The following is a 15,606-nucleotide window of genomic DNA, read 5'->3' on the forward strand; positions in this document are numbered from 1 at the left end:
GGTGCCGCGCGCAATTTGGCTGCTGACAGTAGGCTGTCAGGAGCAACGTCGAAGTGCGCCGCTCAATTAAACCAAAGCGCGAACGTCAGAAACCCGGCGCCGCCGAACTGGCGCTGGATCTGGTTGAACTCCTCGCTGGTGAGAGTCTTGCCGCGCTCGAGATAGGGCGCGATGGCCGGGCCGGTGATCGACAGCACCAGGTCGAAGGTTTTTGGCTCATCAAAGAAGCGCTTCATGTTGATGCCTTTGTCGGCGATGCGGAAATGCGGCAGCAAGGTGCGGCCTTCCAGAAGATCCTCGGCCATATCAAGGGCGGCGAGCCAGGCCTGTACCTGCTGCTCACCAACTTCGAGACCGGTCAGCGGGCTGGTGCCTTTCTGCTGCGGCCCCGGCAGCCATTCGCGGTCATTGTCGGTTTCGGCGCGGATGGCTTTCCAGTCCTCGCGCGACAGCCGGATCATTTCCATGAGATGGCGGCGTGCCGCTTGCCGGCGCTCTGGCTCGACCACTTGCCAGTTAATGAGATGCACCAGGGAGATAAAGTCGGCTAGTCGCCATTCGGACGTCAGGATGCCGCCATTCGTGCCACCGTCCAGCGGCACGAGCGTATCCTGCAGCGGCAGTTTTGCGCGCGGGAACAGCATGTGGAAGGAGCCGTCGAACGTGTTTCTGAAATCATGCGCCAGCCAGAAGTCGGCCTGCGCCATCAGGAACTCGGCATAGCCCTGCAGCCAATAGCCGTCGGCGCGGTCGAAGCGGAAGGTGAGGGCGGGTGCGGCCGCGTCTGGCGCACCACCGCCGCGTGACAGAGACGCCATGATCGCGGCGGCGCTCTCGTCCGGCGCGATCGTGCCGTCCTCGTTGACGTCGATGCCGAGACGGGTGAGGTCGATGACCATGCCGATGTCGGCGTCGGGGGGTACCGAACCGAGCGTGGCTGCGGATTTCTCCAGCCGGTCGCGGAAGGCGACGAGAATGGCGCGGAATTGTTCGTAGGTCAGCGGCTCGGGATTGGCATTGTCCGGCACCGGCAGCCGCATCAGCGGCAGCATGAAGGATTGCGGGCTGTCGAAACCGTGGCGGTGCAGGCCGCCGGCCAGGATCTCCAGCGCGGTGAAGAATTCGCCGGCGCCGGCGGCGTAGGCGGCTGCCGGATCGCCTGGCGCGGCGGCTTCCAGAGCGGCAAGAGCGCTGTCGCGTTCGGCTACGATTTTTGCCTCGAACAGGGCCGCCGCTTCGGGAGCCGCGGCGCTGGGTGAAGCCAGCGGCAGGAGAAGAATGATGGCGCACGCCACCAGCCTGGAAAAACGCGTCATCGTGATCGCCCCTTTGTCGCTCCGCAGTGGATCATACACGCATTTGGTTCGCTGCGCCTGTGGCCTGCGGTTCACCCACAACAGTCGACGCTTCAATCAATCCGGCGGACGGTCTACACAAGGCAAACGATTGGGCGTCGCGTGTCGAACTATCCGCTTTCCTACAAACTGTCGTGGCTGCCGCGTTTTCTCCGGCCTTCGCTCAATGGCGACGCGCGCGGCTTTGCTCCGGCGGCCGCAGCCCTGCTCGAACCACTGCCGGCGCGGACGGTGCGGCTGGCTTTCGTCGGCGATATCTCGGCGGTGGCCAATCGCCGCGCGCCGGACTGCGATCCGGCGATTGCGGCACTGCTTGCCTCGGCCGATCTGGTGGTCGGCAATTGCGAAAGCCCGGTGGTGGAGCGGCCGAGCGCTGTTTTGGGCACCAGGCTTGGCACGCACCACGCGATGAGCGAGCGGTTCCTTGCCGAGGCGCTGGCCGCCGCCGGCATTTCGCGTGAAAAACTGGTGCTGTCGCTGGCCAACAACCATGTGCTCGACCAGGGTATTGCCGGCTTCGACGAGACCGTCGCCGCGCTGGAGCAATTAGGCATCCGCACGATCGGCACTGCGGCTCCGGTCGAGCGGTTTGCGGTTGGTTCGCTGACCATAGGCCTTGCCGCCTTTACCTTGTGGCGCAATACCGACGAGGCTCAGTTCGCGGGCCGAGTCTCGATGCAAGCCGATCCGACGCAATGGCCGCACGCTGCCGCTTCGGGTGTCGACCTCCTCTGCGCGGTGCCGCATTGGGATTGGGAATTCCGGCATTTTCCACGTGCGAAGACGCGGGCAATGGCGCGACTTCTGGCCGAACATGGCGTCGGCCTGATCGCCGGACATCATGCCCATGTCGTGCAGCCGATCGAGCGGATCGGCAAGACACTCGTTGCCTATGGGCTCGGCGATTTCATCGGCACCGCCTTCGCGCGGCAGCCATGGCCCGGCCGCGTCGGCGCCATTCTCGTCGTCGACATCAGCGACGATCCCGGCACGCGCGGGGCCATCGCCGCCTACCGGCTGCATGCCTTCATGCGGCTGCGCGCCGGCGATCACGAGCGGCTGGTCCCGGTTGAAACGCTGGCGGGAAAATCCAGGCAAAGGGTTCTAGCCCGCCTCGATGCGGTCTTCGGTGCCGTGCGCTGACGCGGTCCACCAAACCGGCTATCATGCCCAGCGCGGGCAGGCTTGTGGCGGCGGGTGGGTGATGGAAACTGCGGATTTCATGCCGAGCGAAGCGGTGATCGCCGGCCTCAGGAAGAACATCGAGGCCTATGAGGCGCAACGAGCTTCGGCCCATCGCCGGACGCGCTGGCGGGTGCCACTTTTCATCGGGCTGGTGCTGGTGTTCGTGGCGCTTGTGGCCTGGCTCTTCAACGGGGTTGCCGACCCCAACGAGCAGTGGTTCTCGACCCCGCATGTGTTCCTCTATATCGGCGGATTCCTGGCGGCGATCCTGCTCTATTTCCAGGCGATCAAGCCGGCGAGCAAATTGCAGCAGTCGTTTCGCAGCACGCTGTTGCCGATCATCTTCGGCTTCATCGAGGACATGCGGTACCGGCACAACGTCAAGCCGAATTCGTTCGACCGGTTGCCGCGCGAGACGGTTGGTCCGTTCAACCGGCAATCTTTCGATGATGTTTTTTCCGGCCGTTATGAGGGGTTTGCGTTCGAGCTTTACGAAGCAGATCTCCGGGAAGGGACGGGCAAGAGCACGACGGCGGTGTTCAAGGGCGTCATCGTCGCCTTCGAGACAATCGTGCCGTTCCCCGGCATATTGGTGGCCGCGCGCCGGACCAACAAGGCCGTCGGCTTCTTCCGCGGCATCTTCGGCAGCAAGATGCAGGAACTATCCAGCGGCATGCCGGAGCTCGATGCCGCCTACGAGTTCCGCACCGACAATATCGAGGCGGCGCGGCCGCTGGTGACCGGCCGGCTGGCGCAGGCGCTCGAATGGCTTGGCGAAACATGGCCGAAGGAACCGGCACGCGTCGCGCTCAACGGCAGCGACGGCTTTCTGCTGCTTCCGCAGACGAAGAACTTCTTCGAGCTGCCGGACATCTCTGTGCCGCTCGACTATGTCAAGCATGTTGCGCCGATCATCGCCGACATGGCCACGATCCTGGCGACCGCGGCGCTGGTGCGCAAGATTGGGGCGCAGGACGAGGAGGCGGGGTAGCGGCTAAAGCGCCTCGCGCTCGGACATTAGCAGTCGAAGCCGTAATTGTCGCGGAGATAGTCCGCGTCTTCCTTCGACATCTTCTTGAGCATCACACAGACGGTAAAGCTGCCCACCTGATGGCCGTTCTTGGTGTATCCCCAGTCCGAAATTTCGTCCCGGGTGAATTCGATCTCCTGGCCGGCGACGACGTTGTGCACTGCCTGCGGCTCGTTTGCTAAAATTCCGGCAAATCCGCTCGCCGTTCGGTGAAAGGGAATGATCCAGAAATGTTCCGTCGCGGTTCCGTCTTCGATCCTTACCTTCAATTTGAACGTGGCTGTTCCGGACGGCGGCGCCTCGGACAGGATCAGGAAGTCATCCAGGCTGGCGCGGGCCTGCTCAATCGCCGCCGCCATCTCCGGATCGTCCCTTGCCACACCGAGGACTCCCTTCTCACCGCTTTGGGCGTCGGCTGAGACCGGAGCAAATGCGAGCAGCAGGGCAAGCGCGGTACGGGCTGCAAGCTTCATGGTGCGACTGCTTTCGACATTTCCGCCAGACAAACCGGATCATCATTCGCCGAACGTCTGATTGGCAACTGGTTTTTGTCGCCATCAGGCGCTATTCCTGGGACAGTGGGGTGGGGCTATGGTCGAGGAACGCAAGGGGTTTCGCCTGTCGCGGCGGCTGCTGCTGGGTGCGGCGGTGGTCGGCGGCGCGATGCTGTGGGGCGGGACGACCGTGGCGCGCCTGGCGCGCGGCCCGTCGGGGCAGAAGAATTCCGGGCGCATCGCCGACATTGATGGGATCGACCTGGCGCAGAAGCCGCTGGAGGGCCCGCCAGCCTACGATCCGTCGCTGCCATGGCTGACCAAGGGCGGCGATATCAATGATGCCAGCGGCCTGTCGATGACACCGGTCTACGGCGTTATCGAAGTCAGCGAGGAAGACCACATCGCGAGCGCGCTGGCCCTTGCCCGCGCCAATAGCCTGAAGGTCTCGGTCGCGGCGGTGCGCCATTCGATGGGCGGCCACGCCTTCGACGACAACGCGCTGGTCCTCGACATGCGCAAATTCAACAAGGTCAGTGTCGACCCGACGGCGAAGACGATCACCTTGCAGCCGGGCGTGCGCTGGCACGACATCCAGAACCTTTTGCACCCGCGCTTCGCGGTGAAGGCGATGCAGTCGACCGACATCTTTTCGGTCGGCGGCTCGCTGTCAGTCAACGCGCATGGCATGGACCACCAGGCCGGCTCGGTCGCCGGCTCGATCCGATCGATGCGGGTGATGCTGGCGGACGGTTCGGTGACGACCTGCTCACCGGCCGAAAATACCGAGTTGTTCCGCCACGTCGTCGGCGGCTACGGCCTGTTCGGCGTGGTGCTGGAGGCGACACTCGACATCGTCGACAACGCCGTCTACCGGACCTCGCGCGAGATCATCAAATCGGACGATTTCCCGACGTTCTTCGCCGAGGTTCTGGAGCCAAACAGGGCGATCGGTCTGTTTTATGGGCATCTGTCGACTGCGCCGGGCAATTTCCTCGAGGATATGATCGTCTATCGCTATGACAAGGTGGCCGACCAGCCGCCGGCCGACCAGCCGGCAATCGGTGAACCGGGTTCGGTCGGGCTCAAGCGGGTGATCATCAACCTGGCGAAATGGGGCAGCCTGTTCCAGGAGCTGAAATGGTTCACCGAAAAGACGCTGGAGCCGCAATTCGAGAGCTGCACGGTGGCGCGGACGGCGGCAATGGCCGAGGGCGAGGCCTGCCTCGTCACGCGCAACAATCCGATGCACGATTCAGTGCCCTATCTGTTCAACGACCTGCTCGACGAGACCGACATCCTGCACGAGTATTTCATCCCGCGGGCGGCCTATAACCCGTTCATCGCGGAAGCGCGCGAGATCCTGCGCAACCAGACCCTGCCGGTGCTCAACGACTCGGTGCGCATCGTCCACAAGGAGGATGTGGCGCTGAATTATGCGCCGGAGCCGGCCTATTCGCTGGTGCTCTACATCAATCAGCCGACAAACGCCGACGGCAATGCCAGGATGCGGGCGCTGACAAGGGCGCTGATCGACGTGACGATCAAGCATGGCGGGCGTTTTTTTCTGCCCTACCAGCTCCACTACACAGGCAAGGAACTGCTTGCCTCCTATCCGGAACTGCCGTCCTTCCTGGCGAAGAAGCTGCAATACGATCCGGGCGAGCTGTTTTCGTCGATTTTTTATCGCGCCGTCAAGGCACTGATCGGCACGGCCTGAAGCGGCGGCTACAGACCGTCAGGCAGCTTCGCCGCCAGCCAGTTCGCCGAACGCCTGGCGATGCCGATCGTTGCCGATGCGGCGCGGCCGAGATCGGTCTTGACCACGGCGTAGCCGGCCTTCGTGCGGTAGAGCACGGCGCGGCCGCCATCGACCGCCGCTTCATAGGCGACCGGCCGGACGGCTTCCGTTTCCGTCGCCGTGGCCTGCGTTCCGACCGCAGCACTGGGCCGATGGCTCAGTTCCGGTGGCAGCGGGTCTGTCGCGGCCGTACTGGCCGTCGTCAATTCAGGCTCGGAAGCGGTCGCAGCGAGCTGCGATGACGAAGACGAGTTCTGTGTCCGGCAGATGCCGGAGACCAGCGGATAGTCGAAATTGCGCTCGTGCAGCACCTGGCTTTTCATCGCCGCTTCGCATTCGGCGATGGTCGACCATTTGGCAGGCGTCTCGCCGATATATTCGCAAAGCCTGGCGTCGCAATCGCAGCCGACGATGGTCATGGCGACAAGGGCGGTCTTGATCACGGTCGTGTCCCTCCGAGTTGCCTGGCACATGTGCGCAAGACAACGTGTCTACGGCATCATCAATCGTTGCGGAACAAGGCGGGATTTGGCCGCGATTGTGGAATGAGCGTGACGGAGCATCACGCAACGTCCTGCCGAGGCCGGCTGTGACCGAAAGGCCTCAGTAATCGTAGACATGCTCGAGCCTGGCGCCCGCCGTCATCAGCGCCGGCAGAACGATGTGCAGCTTGCGCACGGCGACGGTCAGGCCGGTGCGGCGCGTCGAAGGTTCCGCCGGAAGCGGGTAGCTGAACAAGGTGCGTGCACCTTCGGGAACATTGATCTCGTCATTGGAAAGCATGGTGACCATGATCTCGTCATTGCCGCCGATCTCGACGAAGGAGACGCCCTTGCCGATCAGGCGCGGGATCATGTCGGTGAACACCTGATAGCGTCTGGTGACGAAGATCGCGCCGTCGGCGCCGAGATCGCGCTCAAGCAAGGTGTCGGGTTCGTTGCGCGTCACCTCGCCGACCGGACCCTTGGCCCAGACATGAATATCGAGCAAGGCGGGATCGGTGGTGGCGGCGAGCGCCGACTTGATCAGATCGGCATAGCCCTGCTTGATCGTGTCGGCGAGGCCGAAAGCGAGCTTGCGTTCGCTGGTGCGGACGGCGCTGTCGTCCGCTGCCGGCTGGACGGCAAACAGGCCGGCACGCTTTTCGGCATAGGGAAACTGGTACCACGGCACCTGGTCGAGAAAACCGGCATAATCGGCCGCCACCTTGGCCTGGTAGATGTCGACGGCGGTGCGCTTGCCGGCTGTCGCTTCGGTGACGCGGCCGATCGTATTTTCATAGGCCCACTGGATGGCGTGCTCGATCGTGTGACTGGTGCCGATGACCACCAGCATCTGGTGGTTGTCGAGGTTGAACTTGTAGGTGGAGCTGGCGCGGATGACCATCGCATAGTCCTGCCAGAAGCGGCCGATATGGGAGAGATAGGGAAAACCGCTCGGCTGGTTCTTGTCGACGAAGCCGGCATATTCGCGCGCGGCGTAGACGATGGCCCATTCCGGATAGGTAAGAAAGGTCGATTCCTCCGGCCGCTGGTAGCCGGGGATCTCGGCACGGATCTTGTCGGCCAGCGCCTTTGGCGGGGCACCCTCGGCGACGCCCGGCAATGGCGTTGTGTCCAGCGACGGCGTCGTGAGAAAGCCGTAGGCCAGCCCGGCGATCGGGATCAACACGACAATGACGACGAGCCAGAGGATCGCCTTGATGATGCGCTTCAGCCAGCGGAACAGGAACATGGCCGGTCAGGCCGTGGCGAAATGGTCGTACACACGTTTCGACATCCAGAACCCGACGTAGACGGCGAAGCCGCCGATGACGATGTGCGGCAGGTTGGCGAAGAAGCGGGCCGGGAATTCGATGTCGTTCAGGGAGCGGAAGCCGTTGATGAAGATGCCGCCATCGAGGCAGCCGGAACCGGTGACCAGGCCGAGCACGCCGTCGAACAGATAGATCGAGCCGAACAGCTTGAAATAGAACACCGCCTGGCGGTGCGAGATGAAGGCGGCGGCCAGCGCCCAGACGCCGGAGAAGGCGTGCAGCAAATCGTCATACCACTGCAGCGAAAACAGGCCGAACAGATTGCCGCCGGCGTCGTTGAAAGCCGGCACATAGCCGATCGCAACAACGCCGAAGAACAGGAAAGCATAGGCAACAGCAAGCTTCTGGATGAGCGTCATGAAATGTCCCCCTGCCGTCAGCCCTTTTAAACGGCCCCCGACGGCAAATGGATAGTAGCTGATTTTGGCGCAGCGTGAAGCGTCGCCGGCAAAATCGTCAGGCGGGGCCACAAAGACAGTCGGCGCCGGGATTTCTCCCAGCGCCTCCCTGTCAGATCAGGACACGGTCGCGGCAGCAACTCCCGAAAGATGTCGCGCCATGCCGGCCTTGATTTTGACGGTCCTGCCAGTCGCCGCCCGAAGGCAGCGTCCGTTCCGGACCACGCCGGTCTCCACTCTTGCGAGCTTTGCCCAGCGCGCCATCGAAGGTTTTTGCCGTCCTTCATGGCAGCATCGGTCCGCCGTCGGCGTTCGCACGCTTTCCGCGGCCCCGTAGGTCTCGGCGTCCATCCCTCCAACAAGCAAGCCTGTTCTCGTTCAGGGCCGTACGGGCCTCAGGAAATCCGCCGTTCCGCTTTGCCTTTCGGCGTGGCGATCGGTAGCCGCCTGAGATGGGTTTTAACGTACGTCGGATAAGCGTTTGGCGGAACTGCCGCATGCCTGTGGATAGCGGGATTATCGGGGACTGACCCTGCCAAAATAGCGACTTTCCGATCTCTGCCGCCGCCGGTCGGGATTTGCCGCCTCGATGCCGAAGCCGCATTGTCGGGTAATCGACCCTTGCCCCGCGGCTCGGCGCGGGCTTCAATGCCGGCAAATGATTGGAAGGCGTGTTCGATGGCCTTGGGGAGGCAGGCTTGAAGGTCGCGGTGGTTCTCAATCCGATCGCCGGCGGCGGCAGGCTCAAGCGGCATTGGCCCGAGGTTGCGGCTTCGCTGAAAAGACATTTCGGCGATTTCGAGCTGCGTGAAACGCAGGCCGAGGGCGATGCCGAACGGCTGGCGCTCGACCTTGCCGCCATCGGCTTCGAGCTGGTGATCGCGGCCGGCGGCGACGGCACCGCCAGCGAAGTCGCCGACGGGCTGCTGAAGGCTTTCCGGGAAAGCGGCCGGACGGCCGAACTCGGGCTGCTGCCTTGCGGCACCGGCATCGACTTCGCCCGCGGGCTCGGCCTGTCGAACAATGTCGATCTGACGCTGAAGCGGATTGCCGGGGCCAAGCCGCGCAAGGTCGATGCCGGCTGCATCAGCTATGTCGACGACCATGGCGCGCTGGCCAGCCGCCATTTCATCAACATCGCCAGCCTGGGGCTGTCCGGCGCCACCGACCGCGCGGTCAATGCCGACAAGCGCAAGGGCAAGGTTTCGGCCAAGGCGCTGTTCTACTGGCGCACGGTTTGGGAATTCCTCCGTTACCGCTTCCAGGACGTTGCGATCACCATCGACGACGGTGCCCCGGTCGAGGTGCGCATGGCGCTGGTGGCGGTGGCCAACGGCAAATTCTTCGGCGGCGGCATGATGATCGCGCCCGACGCCGAGCTTAACGACGGCGAGTTCGACATCGTCATCCTGCGCGCCGCCGGCAAGCTGAAGCTGATCTGGGACATCCGCCTGCTCTATGGCGGGCGGCACCGCAACCATCCTGCGATCACCATCCTGCGCGGCAAGAAAGTGGTTGTCGAGCCGCTCTGCGATGTGCAAAAGAACGCCGCGCTGATCGACATAGACGGCGAATCGCCGGGTCGCATACCAGCGACTTTCGAGATCCTGCCCGGCGCATTGACGCTGAGATATTGAATCAAGGCGTTGAGACTTTGATTCAGTTGACTGCGGCTCTGGTTCCGGCGATCTCTCCAATCGACTGAAATCGATTGATAATCCGGCCAATATCAACTTGCGAGTTTAGCCGGGAAACCGGGTGCGCGCAGGTCGGTGCCGACGGCATCCTCGAGCAGTTTCACGATCATCGTCGACCAGGCGCTGCCGCCATAGGCCTGCTTGCCTTGCCTGAAGATTGCGTCGACGCGCGAGGCAATCTCGAGCGGCACGCCGAATTTTTCACCCATGCCGAGGGCGAAGCCGAGATCCTTCAACGCCAGATCCATGGTGAAGCCGATGTCGTAGGAGCCGTTTAGCACCAGCTGGCTTTCGGTCTCATGGACGAAGCTGTTGCCGGAGGAGGCGACGATGGCGTGATAGGACTGGGCAAGGTCGAGCCCGCCCTTTTTGGCCAGCATCAGCGCTTCGCCGGCGGCGACCAGATGGATGAAGGCCAGCATGTTGGTGATGACCTTGATCACCGCCGCCGAGCCGACCGGACCCATCAGGAACGAGCGCGCGCACATCGCCTCGACGGCAGGGCGGTGGCGCGCATAAAGCGCTGCGTCGCCGCCGACCAGCGCGGTGATCTGTCCGACGGCTGCCAGATGCACGCCGCCGGTGACCGGGCATTCGAGCGTCTCGACGCCTCTTGCCGAGGCGAGGGATGCAAGGCGCACGATCTCGTCTTGGCTAGTGGTCGACATCTCGATCCAACTGCCGCCTGCGGGCAGGCCTTCGAGCAATCCGCCGGGGCCGGCCAGCACCGCCTCGCTGACTTTTGGCGAGGGCAGGCAGGTGATGGCATTGCCGGCGCGGCCAGCGGCATCAGCCGGGCTGTTGGCGGCATCGGCACCAAGCATCACCAGCCGCTCGACGGCCGCCTGGTCGCGGTCGAATACGGTGACGGCAAAGCCGTTGTGGATCAGGTTGGCGGCGAGCTGGCCGCCGAGATGGCCAAGACCGACGAAGGCATAGCTCTGACGCGCGCTCACGGCATCAACGGCGTCTGCAGCATCTGCAAATGCAGGTCCTTGCCGGTCCAGGGATGCGCCTCGCAGACGGCTTCGTCGAGTTCGACACCGAGGCCTGGCTCCTTCGACGGGATGACGTTGCCGTCCCGCCATTCGATCTTCTTCTTGAGCAGCTTCGCGTGAAAACCGTCCCACTGTTTCAGCGATTCCAGAATGAGGAAATTGGGCAGCGTCACCGCAAGCTGGATGTTGGCGGCGCCGACGATCGGTCCGCAGTAGCAGTGCGGCGCGACCTGGATGTGGTAGGCTTCGGCCATGGCGGCGATCTTTTTGGTTTCGAGAATGCCGCCGGAGCGGCCAAGGTCGGGCTGAAGAATGGTCGCCGCACGGTTCTCGATGACGCGGGCGAACTCAAATTTGGTTGTTAGCCGCTCGCCGGTGGCAATCGGGATCGAGGTCGCGCGGGCGACCTGCGCCATCACCTCGGGCATGTCGGGCGGCACCGGCTCCTCGAACCACAGCGGATCATAGGGCTCGATGGCGCGGGCGAGGCGCAGCGCGCCCGATGCGGTGAACTGGCCGTGCGTACCGAACAGGATGTCGGCCCTGGTGCCGACCGCCTCGCGGATCGCCTTGACCATACGGGCGGAGAGGTCGATGTCGACGAGGCGCGGCTGGTGGCCGTCGAAGGCGGTGTAGGGACCGGCCGGGTCGAGCTTGACCGCGTCAAAACCCTGCTCGACATATTCGAGCGCGCAGGCGGCGGCCAGATCGGGGTCGTTGTAGACGTTCTTGCCGCGGGCGTCCTCCGAATGGACGCTGCCGCTGTGCGGGTAGAGGTAGGTATAGGAACGCAGCGTTTCGTGAACCTGGCCGCCGAGCAGCTTGTAGACCGGCTTGCCGGCCTCCTTGCCGATAATGTCCCAGCAGGCGATTTCGAGCGCCGAAAAGCATCCCATCCCGGACACGTCGGGGCGCTGGGTGAAGCCGGACGAATAGGCGCGGCGGAAGAAATTCTCGACGTCGTGCGGATCGCGGCCGATCAGATAGCGTTCGGCCATGTCCTCAACCATTTTCGCCGTGACATGAGCCGAAAAGGTGGCGTTGTAAGCTTCGCCATAGCCGACGACGCCGCCATCGGTGGTGAGCTTGACGAAGATGAAATACTTGCCGCCGATGCCGGGCGGCGGATTGCCGACCACCCAGGTCTTGACGTCGGTGATTTTCATTTCTGATCCTCCAGAACCAGTTCGGCGCCCTTCCATCCGGTCATGATCGCGGCGGCGTTGGTGTTGCCGGTTATGTTGTCGGGAAAGATCGAGGCATCGATGACGCGCAACGCCTGGATGCCGTGTACCTTGAGGCGCGGATCGACGACGGCGCGCGCCGCGTCCGGCCCCATGCGGCAGGTCGAGACCGGGTGATAGACGGTGCCCGAGCGCTTCCTGAAATCCTGAATGAGATCCGCATCGGAGGTGATCGAGGGACCGGGCAAAACCTCTTCCTCGATAATCTCGGCCATCGCCGGCATCGAGGCGATCTTCCTGACGAATTTCACCGCCGCCAGCATTTCAGCGACGTCCGCCTCGGTCGAAAAGGCATTGGCGACGATTTTGGGATAATCGCGCGGATTGGCGGAACGGATCATGATTTCGCCGCGGCTCGACGGACGGCAATTGGACGGCCCGATGGAAAAGCCCGGCCATGGATCGGGCGTCAGGATCGGGCGTTCGCCGCTCTTCGGAATGACGGTCGAAAACGCCTGGAAATAGAGCTGCATGTTGGGCCGCGCCGCGGCCGGATCGGTGCGGAAGAAGCCGCCGGCATTGTTCATCGACAGCGACAGCGGGCCTGAGCGCAAAAACACGTATTGCATGCCGACCAGCAGCTTGCCCCACCATGGGTGCAGGATCTGGTTGAGCGTCGGCAGCCTGCCCTTGAAAGTGTAATTGATGCCGACATGGTCCTGCAGGTTTGCCCCGACATTCTCGTTGGCGTGAACGACAGGAATGCCCAGACCAGCAAGAAGCGCCGATGGACCGACACCGGAGAGCTGGAGCAGTTGGGGCGAATTGACCGAGCCGCCCGACAGGATGATCTCGCGGCCGGCGCGGGCGGTTTTCGTCTCTCCATTCTGGAGGTACTCGACACCGACGGCGCGTTTGCCCTCGAACAGGATTTTTGTCGCCAGCGCGTTGATCTCGACGCGGACGTTTTTGCGCTTCATCGCCGGGCGCAGGAAGGCGCGCGCCGCCGACATGCGGCGGCCGTTCCTGGTGGTGATCTGGTAGACGCCGGCGCCTTCCTGCGAGGCGCCGTTGAAATCCGGGTTGAGCGGCAGGCCGGCTTGGTTGGCGGCGGCGAGATAGCGCTTGGTGAGCGGATGGACGGAGGTCGAGCAGTCGGTGACATGCAGCGGCCCGCCGACGCCGCGCCATTGGTCGGCGCCGGCCTGGTTATCCTCCAGCGCCTTGAAGGCGGGCAGCAGGTCATCGAAGCCCCAGCCGGGATTGCCGGCCGCTGCCCAAGCGTCGAAATCCTCGCGCGCGCCCCTGATCCAGACCATGGCGTTGATCGAGCTCGAGCCGCCGAGCAGCTTGCCGCGCGGCCAGTGGTCGGCATTGCCGGCCAGGCCGGGATCCGGCTCGGCCTTGTAGTTCCAGTTGACCGCCGGGTCGAAGAAGGTCTTGCCGTAGCCGAGCGGCATCTGCACGTAGAAGCGACGGTCGCTGCCGCCGGCCTCGAGCACCAGCACCGAGAAGCGGCCGGAAGCCGACAGCCTTTCGGCCAGGACCGAGCCGGCCGAACCGGAGCCAACGATGATGAAATCATAGGTCTGCATGGTGGCTGCGGCTGGCTCCGGAATTCGGCTCTAACCTAGGCTTAGGCGCGACGCGGCGTCGCCGGGTCTTCCGGCATCCGTTGTGAAAAAAGCGACCGGGGATATTCAGTCTGAATGTCAGCCTGTGCCTGCTGCCCGAGTTCAGTCGTGTTCGCGCCCATCCGGGTCGAACAGGGCCGCCGCCTCATTGGCTTCTTCCAGCAGGAAGGTGAACACGCTTGAGTAGGACTTGGTCGAACCGGACAGAGGATCATCACTCTCCCAGCGAAAGACCCCCCGTCCGGATTCATGCCAATTAAATTCCTATTATCCCCGAGTGAACCAATAAAGAGAACATCGTCTGGTGCATTGCCTGGCCGTCTCTGTACATTCGGTTCCAGTATGGAGAAGGGTTGTTGACCCGCCTCCACCAAATTCGTGCGTGACCAGCTACGTCGCAGCCCATAGACGCTTATATAATTCGCAAACAGACCTATCCCGTTGTGGAGCATGAGAAAGCAACGGAAATTATCTGGGAGTCGACGCGAAATTTCAGACTCCATCTGCCCAATTCCGATGGCGTCAAGTGGTGCATACAGCTGATGCAAATACGCTTGAGGCGCTCGATGTGGGGTATGGCCAATCCACTCGGTTCCATCCGGATAGGTCTTCTGCCCGAGGCGTTTCCATTTATCGACCAATGCTCGGATTTCTCTGTATGCACGAGCGTCTTCTTCGCTTGACCATTCTTCCTGCTTAGGCATTTCCTTAATAGGCTCCATTTACCCAGTTCGACGGGTCCGTAGGGTCTAATCTGTCGAACGCATCCATCGCATCGAAAACTTTACCAAGTGGCTCTAGCGACCGGCCGGAAGCCGACAATCTTTCGGCCATGACCAAGCCGGCCGAACCGGAGCCGACGATGATGAAATCATAGGTCTGCATGGCGGCTGCGGTCGGCTCCGGAATTCGGCCTCTAACCTAGGCTTGGGCGCGGCGCGGCGTCGCCGGGTCTTCCGGCATCCGATGTGAAAAAAGCGACTGGCGCGATGCTCGGAGTTTTCATCCAGCGGTGATTAGCCGTCCAGTCTTCGTTTGGTCAATTCGACTTGATAGACGCTTCGCGGATGTCGATTGCGTCGCCATATGTTGAGAGATGTAACCAGCGCCAAATACCCGAATATTGCAAGCAGGCCCCACAAAATTCCAAGCACATTGATCGAGACAAAAATAACCACAAATCCAACTGCAGCCACGGTGTAATATAAGACCGAGGCCCAGACATACTTATCCATTTGAGAGCTACTCATCTATCAGTCCTGGTTAGACGATTCGGTTCATCCGTTGTCGAGAATCTGCGGCCGATCGGCGATCTGACACTCAGGACGCTGGCCATGCCTTCGCTGTGCTTTGTCGACAAGCCGTCCAACCATTACAGGCGATGATCGGCAATCTACCTGAAATCATAGCGCACGATCGGGCGGGCCGGCGTCCTGCGAGCGACGACCCTGAACCCGGCGCGCGCGAAGGTGGAGGCATATCCGCTGCCGGAAGCGCTCGGCGATACGTCCGCGTCGAAAGGATAGGCTTCGAGCGCAGGAGCATTTGCGCGCCTCGCGAGTTCCAGTGCCTCTGCTATCAGCTGGAATGTTACGCCCCGCCTGCGGTATCGTTTTCGCACGTACAGGCAGGACAAGGACCAGACCGGCGCATCATCCACACGCTTGAGCTGCCACAGCCGATCGAGCCAGGGCAGGGCATCTCGCGGCGTCACCCGGCACCACCCGACAGCCGTATCGCCGTCGAAGGCGAGGATGCCTGGAGGCGGACCATGCTGGACGGCTTGCCGGAACGCTGCCTTGTTTTCCTCGCCGGGTCGCTTTCGATAAGAACTGCCGATCCGTCCGTACATACACCAACAGCGACTGCAGGCGGCGCTGTCACCAAACAGGTTCTCGAGCGCGGGCCATAGATCGGACGTTAATGGGCGAAAGCCAAGTTCCATGTCAGCCGTCATCCGCTACCTACCTTGCCCAGTCTAGCCTGAGCTACGCGTTAGTGCATCATAGGTTGC

At 62.7% G+C, this 15,606-nt stretch carries 15 protein-coding genes; 4 read left to right on the top strand and 11 right to left on the bottom strand.

Translation table 11 applies throughout. From position 1 onward, the window contains the following. Nucleotides 1-62 precede the first annotated feature (62 nt). The gene (locus NKH16_RS13945) at nt 63-1,316 is read right to left on the bottom strand and encodes a hypothetical protein (RefSeq protein ID WP_352743256.1); all 1,254 of its coding nucleotides are present in this window, start codon (nt 1,314-1,316) and stop codon (nt 63-65) included. Between the two features lie 141 nt (nt 1,317-1,457). Here NKH16_RS13945 and NKH16_RS13950 point away from each other — a divergent pair, with 141 nt between their 5' ends. Together NKH16_RS13950 and NKH16_RS13955 are read left to right on the top strand one after the other, a co-directional pair. Beyond that, complete coding sequence (locus NKH16_RS13950; protein ID WP_352743254.1) at nt 1,458-2,498, top strand: CapA family protein; 1,041 nt, start codon at nt 1,458-1,460, stop codon at nt 2,496-2,498. A 61-nt stretch (nt 2,499-2,559) separates the two neighbouring features. Continuing rightward, entirely contained in the window at nt 2,560-3,531 is a 972-nt protein-coding gene (locus NKH16_RS13955) for a hypothetical protein (protein ID WP_352450482.1), read from the top strand. Nucleotides 3,532-3,557: 26 nt separating this feature from the next. Here NKH16_RS13955 and NKH16_RS13960 read toward each other — a convergent pair whose 3' ends face one another. After that, complete coding sequence (locus NKH16_RS13960) at nt 3,558-4,043, bottom strand: YegJ family protein (RefSeq protein ID WP_352450481.1); 486 nt, start codon at nt 4,041-4,043, stop codon at nt 3,558-3,560. A gap of 118 nt (nt 4,044-4,161) precedes the next feature. On the opposite strand from NKH16_RS13960, the gene NKH16_RS13965 reads away from it, so the two are divergent. After that, a complete protein-coding gene (locus tag NKH16_RS13965) occupies nt 4,162-5,784 on the top strand; it encodes an FAD-binding oxidoreductase (RefSeq protein ID WP_352899874.1) in 1,623 nt (540 codons plus the stop codon). A gap of 8 nt (nt 5,785-5,792) precedes the next feature. Here the strand turns inward: NKH16_RS13965 and NKH16_RS13970 are convergent, their stop codons facing one another. The 3 genes from NKH16_RS13970 to NKH16_RS13980 all read right to left on the bottom strand — a co-directional run bounded on the left by NKH16_RS13970 (nt 5,793) and on the right by NKH16_RS13980 (nt 8,040). Continuing rightward, nucleotides 5,793-6,308: a hypothetical protein gene (locus NKH16_RS13970; protein WP_352743251.1), complete on the bottom strand. Its 516-nt coding sequence runs from the start codon at nt 6,306-6,308 to the stop codon at nt 5,793-5,795. Between the two features lie 160 nt (nt 6,309-6,468). Next, nucleotides 6,469-7,599 carry a hypothetical protein gene (locus NKH16_RS13975; protein ID WP_352743250.1) on the bottom strand — a complete coding sequence of 377 codons (1,131 nt, stop codon included), beginning with the start codon at nt 7,597-7,599 and terminating at the stop codon, nt 6,469-6,471. A gap of 6 nt (nt 7,600-7,605) precedes the next feature. Further along, nucleotides 7,606-8,040: a DUF4383 domain-containing protein gene (locus tag NKH16_RS13980; RefSeq protein WP_352743248.1), complete on the bottom strand. Its 435-nt coding sequence runs from the start codon at nt 8,038-8,040 to the stop codon at nt 7,606-7,608. 737 nt (nt 8,041-8,777) lie between these two features. On the opposite strand from NKH16_RS13980, the gene NKH16_RS13985 reads away from it, so the two are divergent. Then, nucleotides 8,778-9,716 carry a diacylglycerol/lipid kinase family protein gene (locus NKH16_RS13985; protein WP_352899878.1) on the top strand — a complete coding sequence of 313 codons (939 nt, stop codon included), beginning with the start codon at nt 8,778-8,780 and terminating at the stop codon, nt 9,714-9,716. A 92-nt stretch (nt 9,717-9,808) separates the two neighbouring features. Here the strand turns inward: NKH16_RS13985 and NKH16_RS13990 are convergent, their stop codons facing one another. From NKH16_RS13990 to NKH16_RS14015, 6 genes are all read right to left on the bottom strand, one after another. After that, entirely contained in the window at nt 9,809-10,732 is a 924-nt protein-coding gene (locus tag NKH16_RS13990; RefSeq protein ID WP_352705278.1) for an NAD(P)-dependent oxidoreductase, read from the bottom strand. Then, complete coding sequence (locus tag NKH16_RS13995) at nt 10,729-11,940, bottom strand: mandelate racemase/muconate lactonizing enzyme family protein (protein WP_352743244.1); 1,212 nt, start codon at nt 11,938-11,940, stop codon at nt 10,729-10,731. The genes NKH16_RS13990 and NKH16_RS13995 overlap by 4 nt, the downstream gene beginning before the upstream one ends. Then, nucleotides 11,937-13,553 (bottom strand): GMC family oxidoreductase, encoded by a 1,617-nt coding sequence (locus tag NKH16_RS14000; RefSeq protein WP_352743242.1) that lies wholly within the window; start codon nt 13,551-13,553, stop codon nt 11,937-11,939. Before NKH16_RS14000 ends, NKH16_RS13995 begins: the two co-directional genes overlap by 4 nt. 41 nt (nt 13,554-13,594) lie before the next feature. Beyond that, entirely contained in the window at nt 13,595-14,314 is a 720-nt protein-coding gene (locus tag NKH16_RS14005) for an SMI1/KNR4 family protein (protein ID WP_352821241.1), read from the bottom strand. Further along, entirely contained in the window at nt 14,301-14,477 is a 177-nt protein-coding gene (locus NKH16_RS14010; protein ID WP_352450472.1) for a hypothetical protein, read from the bottom strand. Before NKH16_RS14010 ends, NKH16_RS14005 begins: the two co-directional genes overlap by 14 nt. A gap of 508 nt (nt 14,478-14,985) precedes the next feature. Continuing rightward, nucleotides 14,986-15,549 carry a GNAT family N-acetyltransferase gene (locus NKH16_RS14015; RefSeq protein ID WP_352821243.1) on the bottom strand — a complete coding sequence of 188 codons (564 nt, stop codon included), beginning with the start codon at nt 15,547-15,549 and terminating at the stop codon, nt 14,986-14,988. Nucleotides 15,550-15,606 lie beyond the last annotated feature (57 nt).

Source organism: Mesorhizobium sp. M1307, from assembly GCF_040318155.1.
GTDB lineage: Bacteria > Pseudomonadota > Alphaproteobacteria > Rhizobiales > Rhizobiaceae > Mesorhizobium.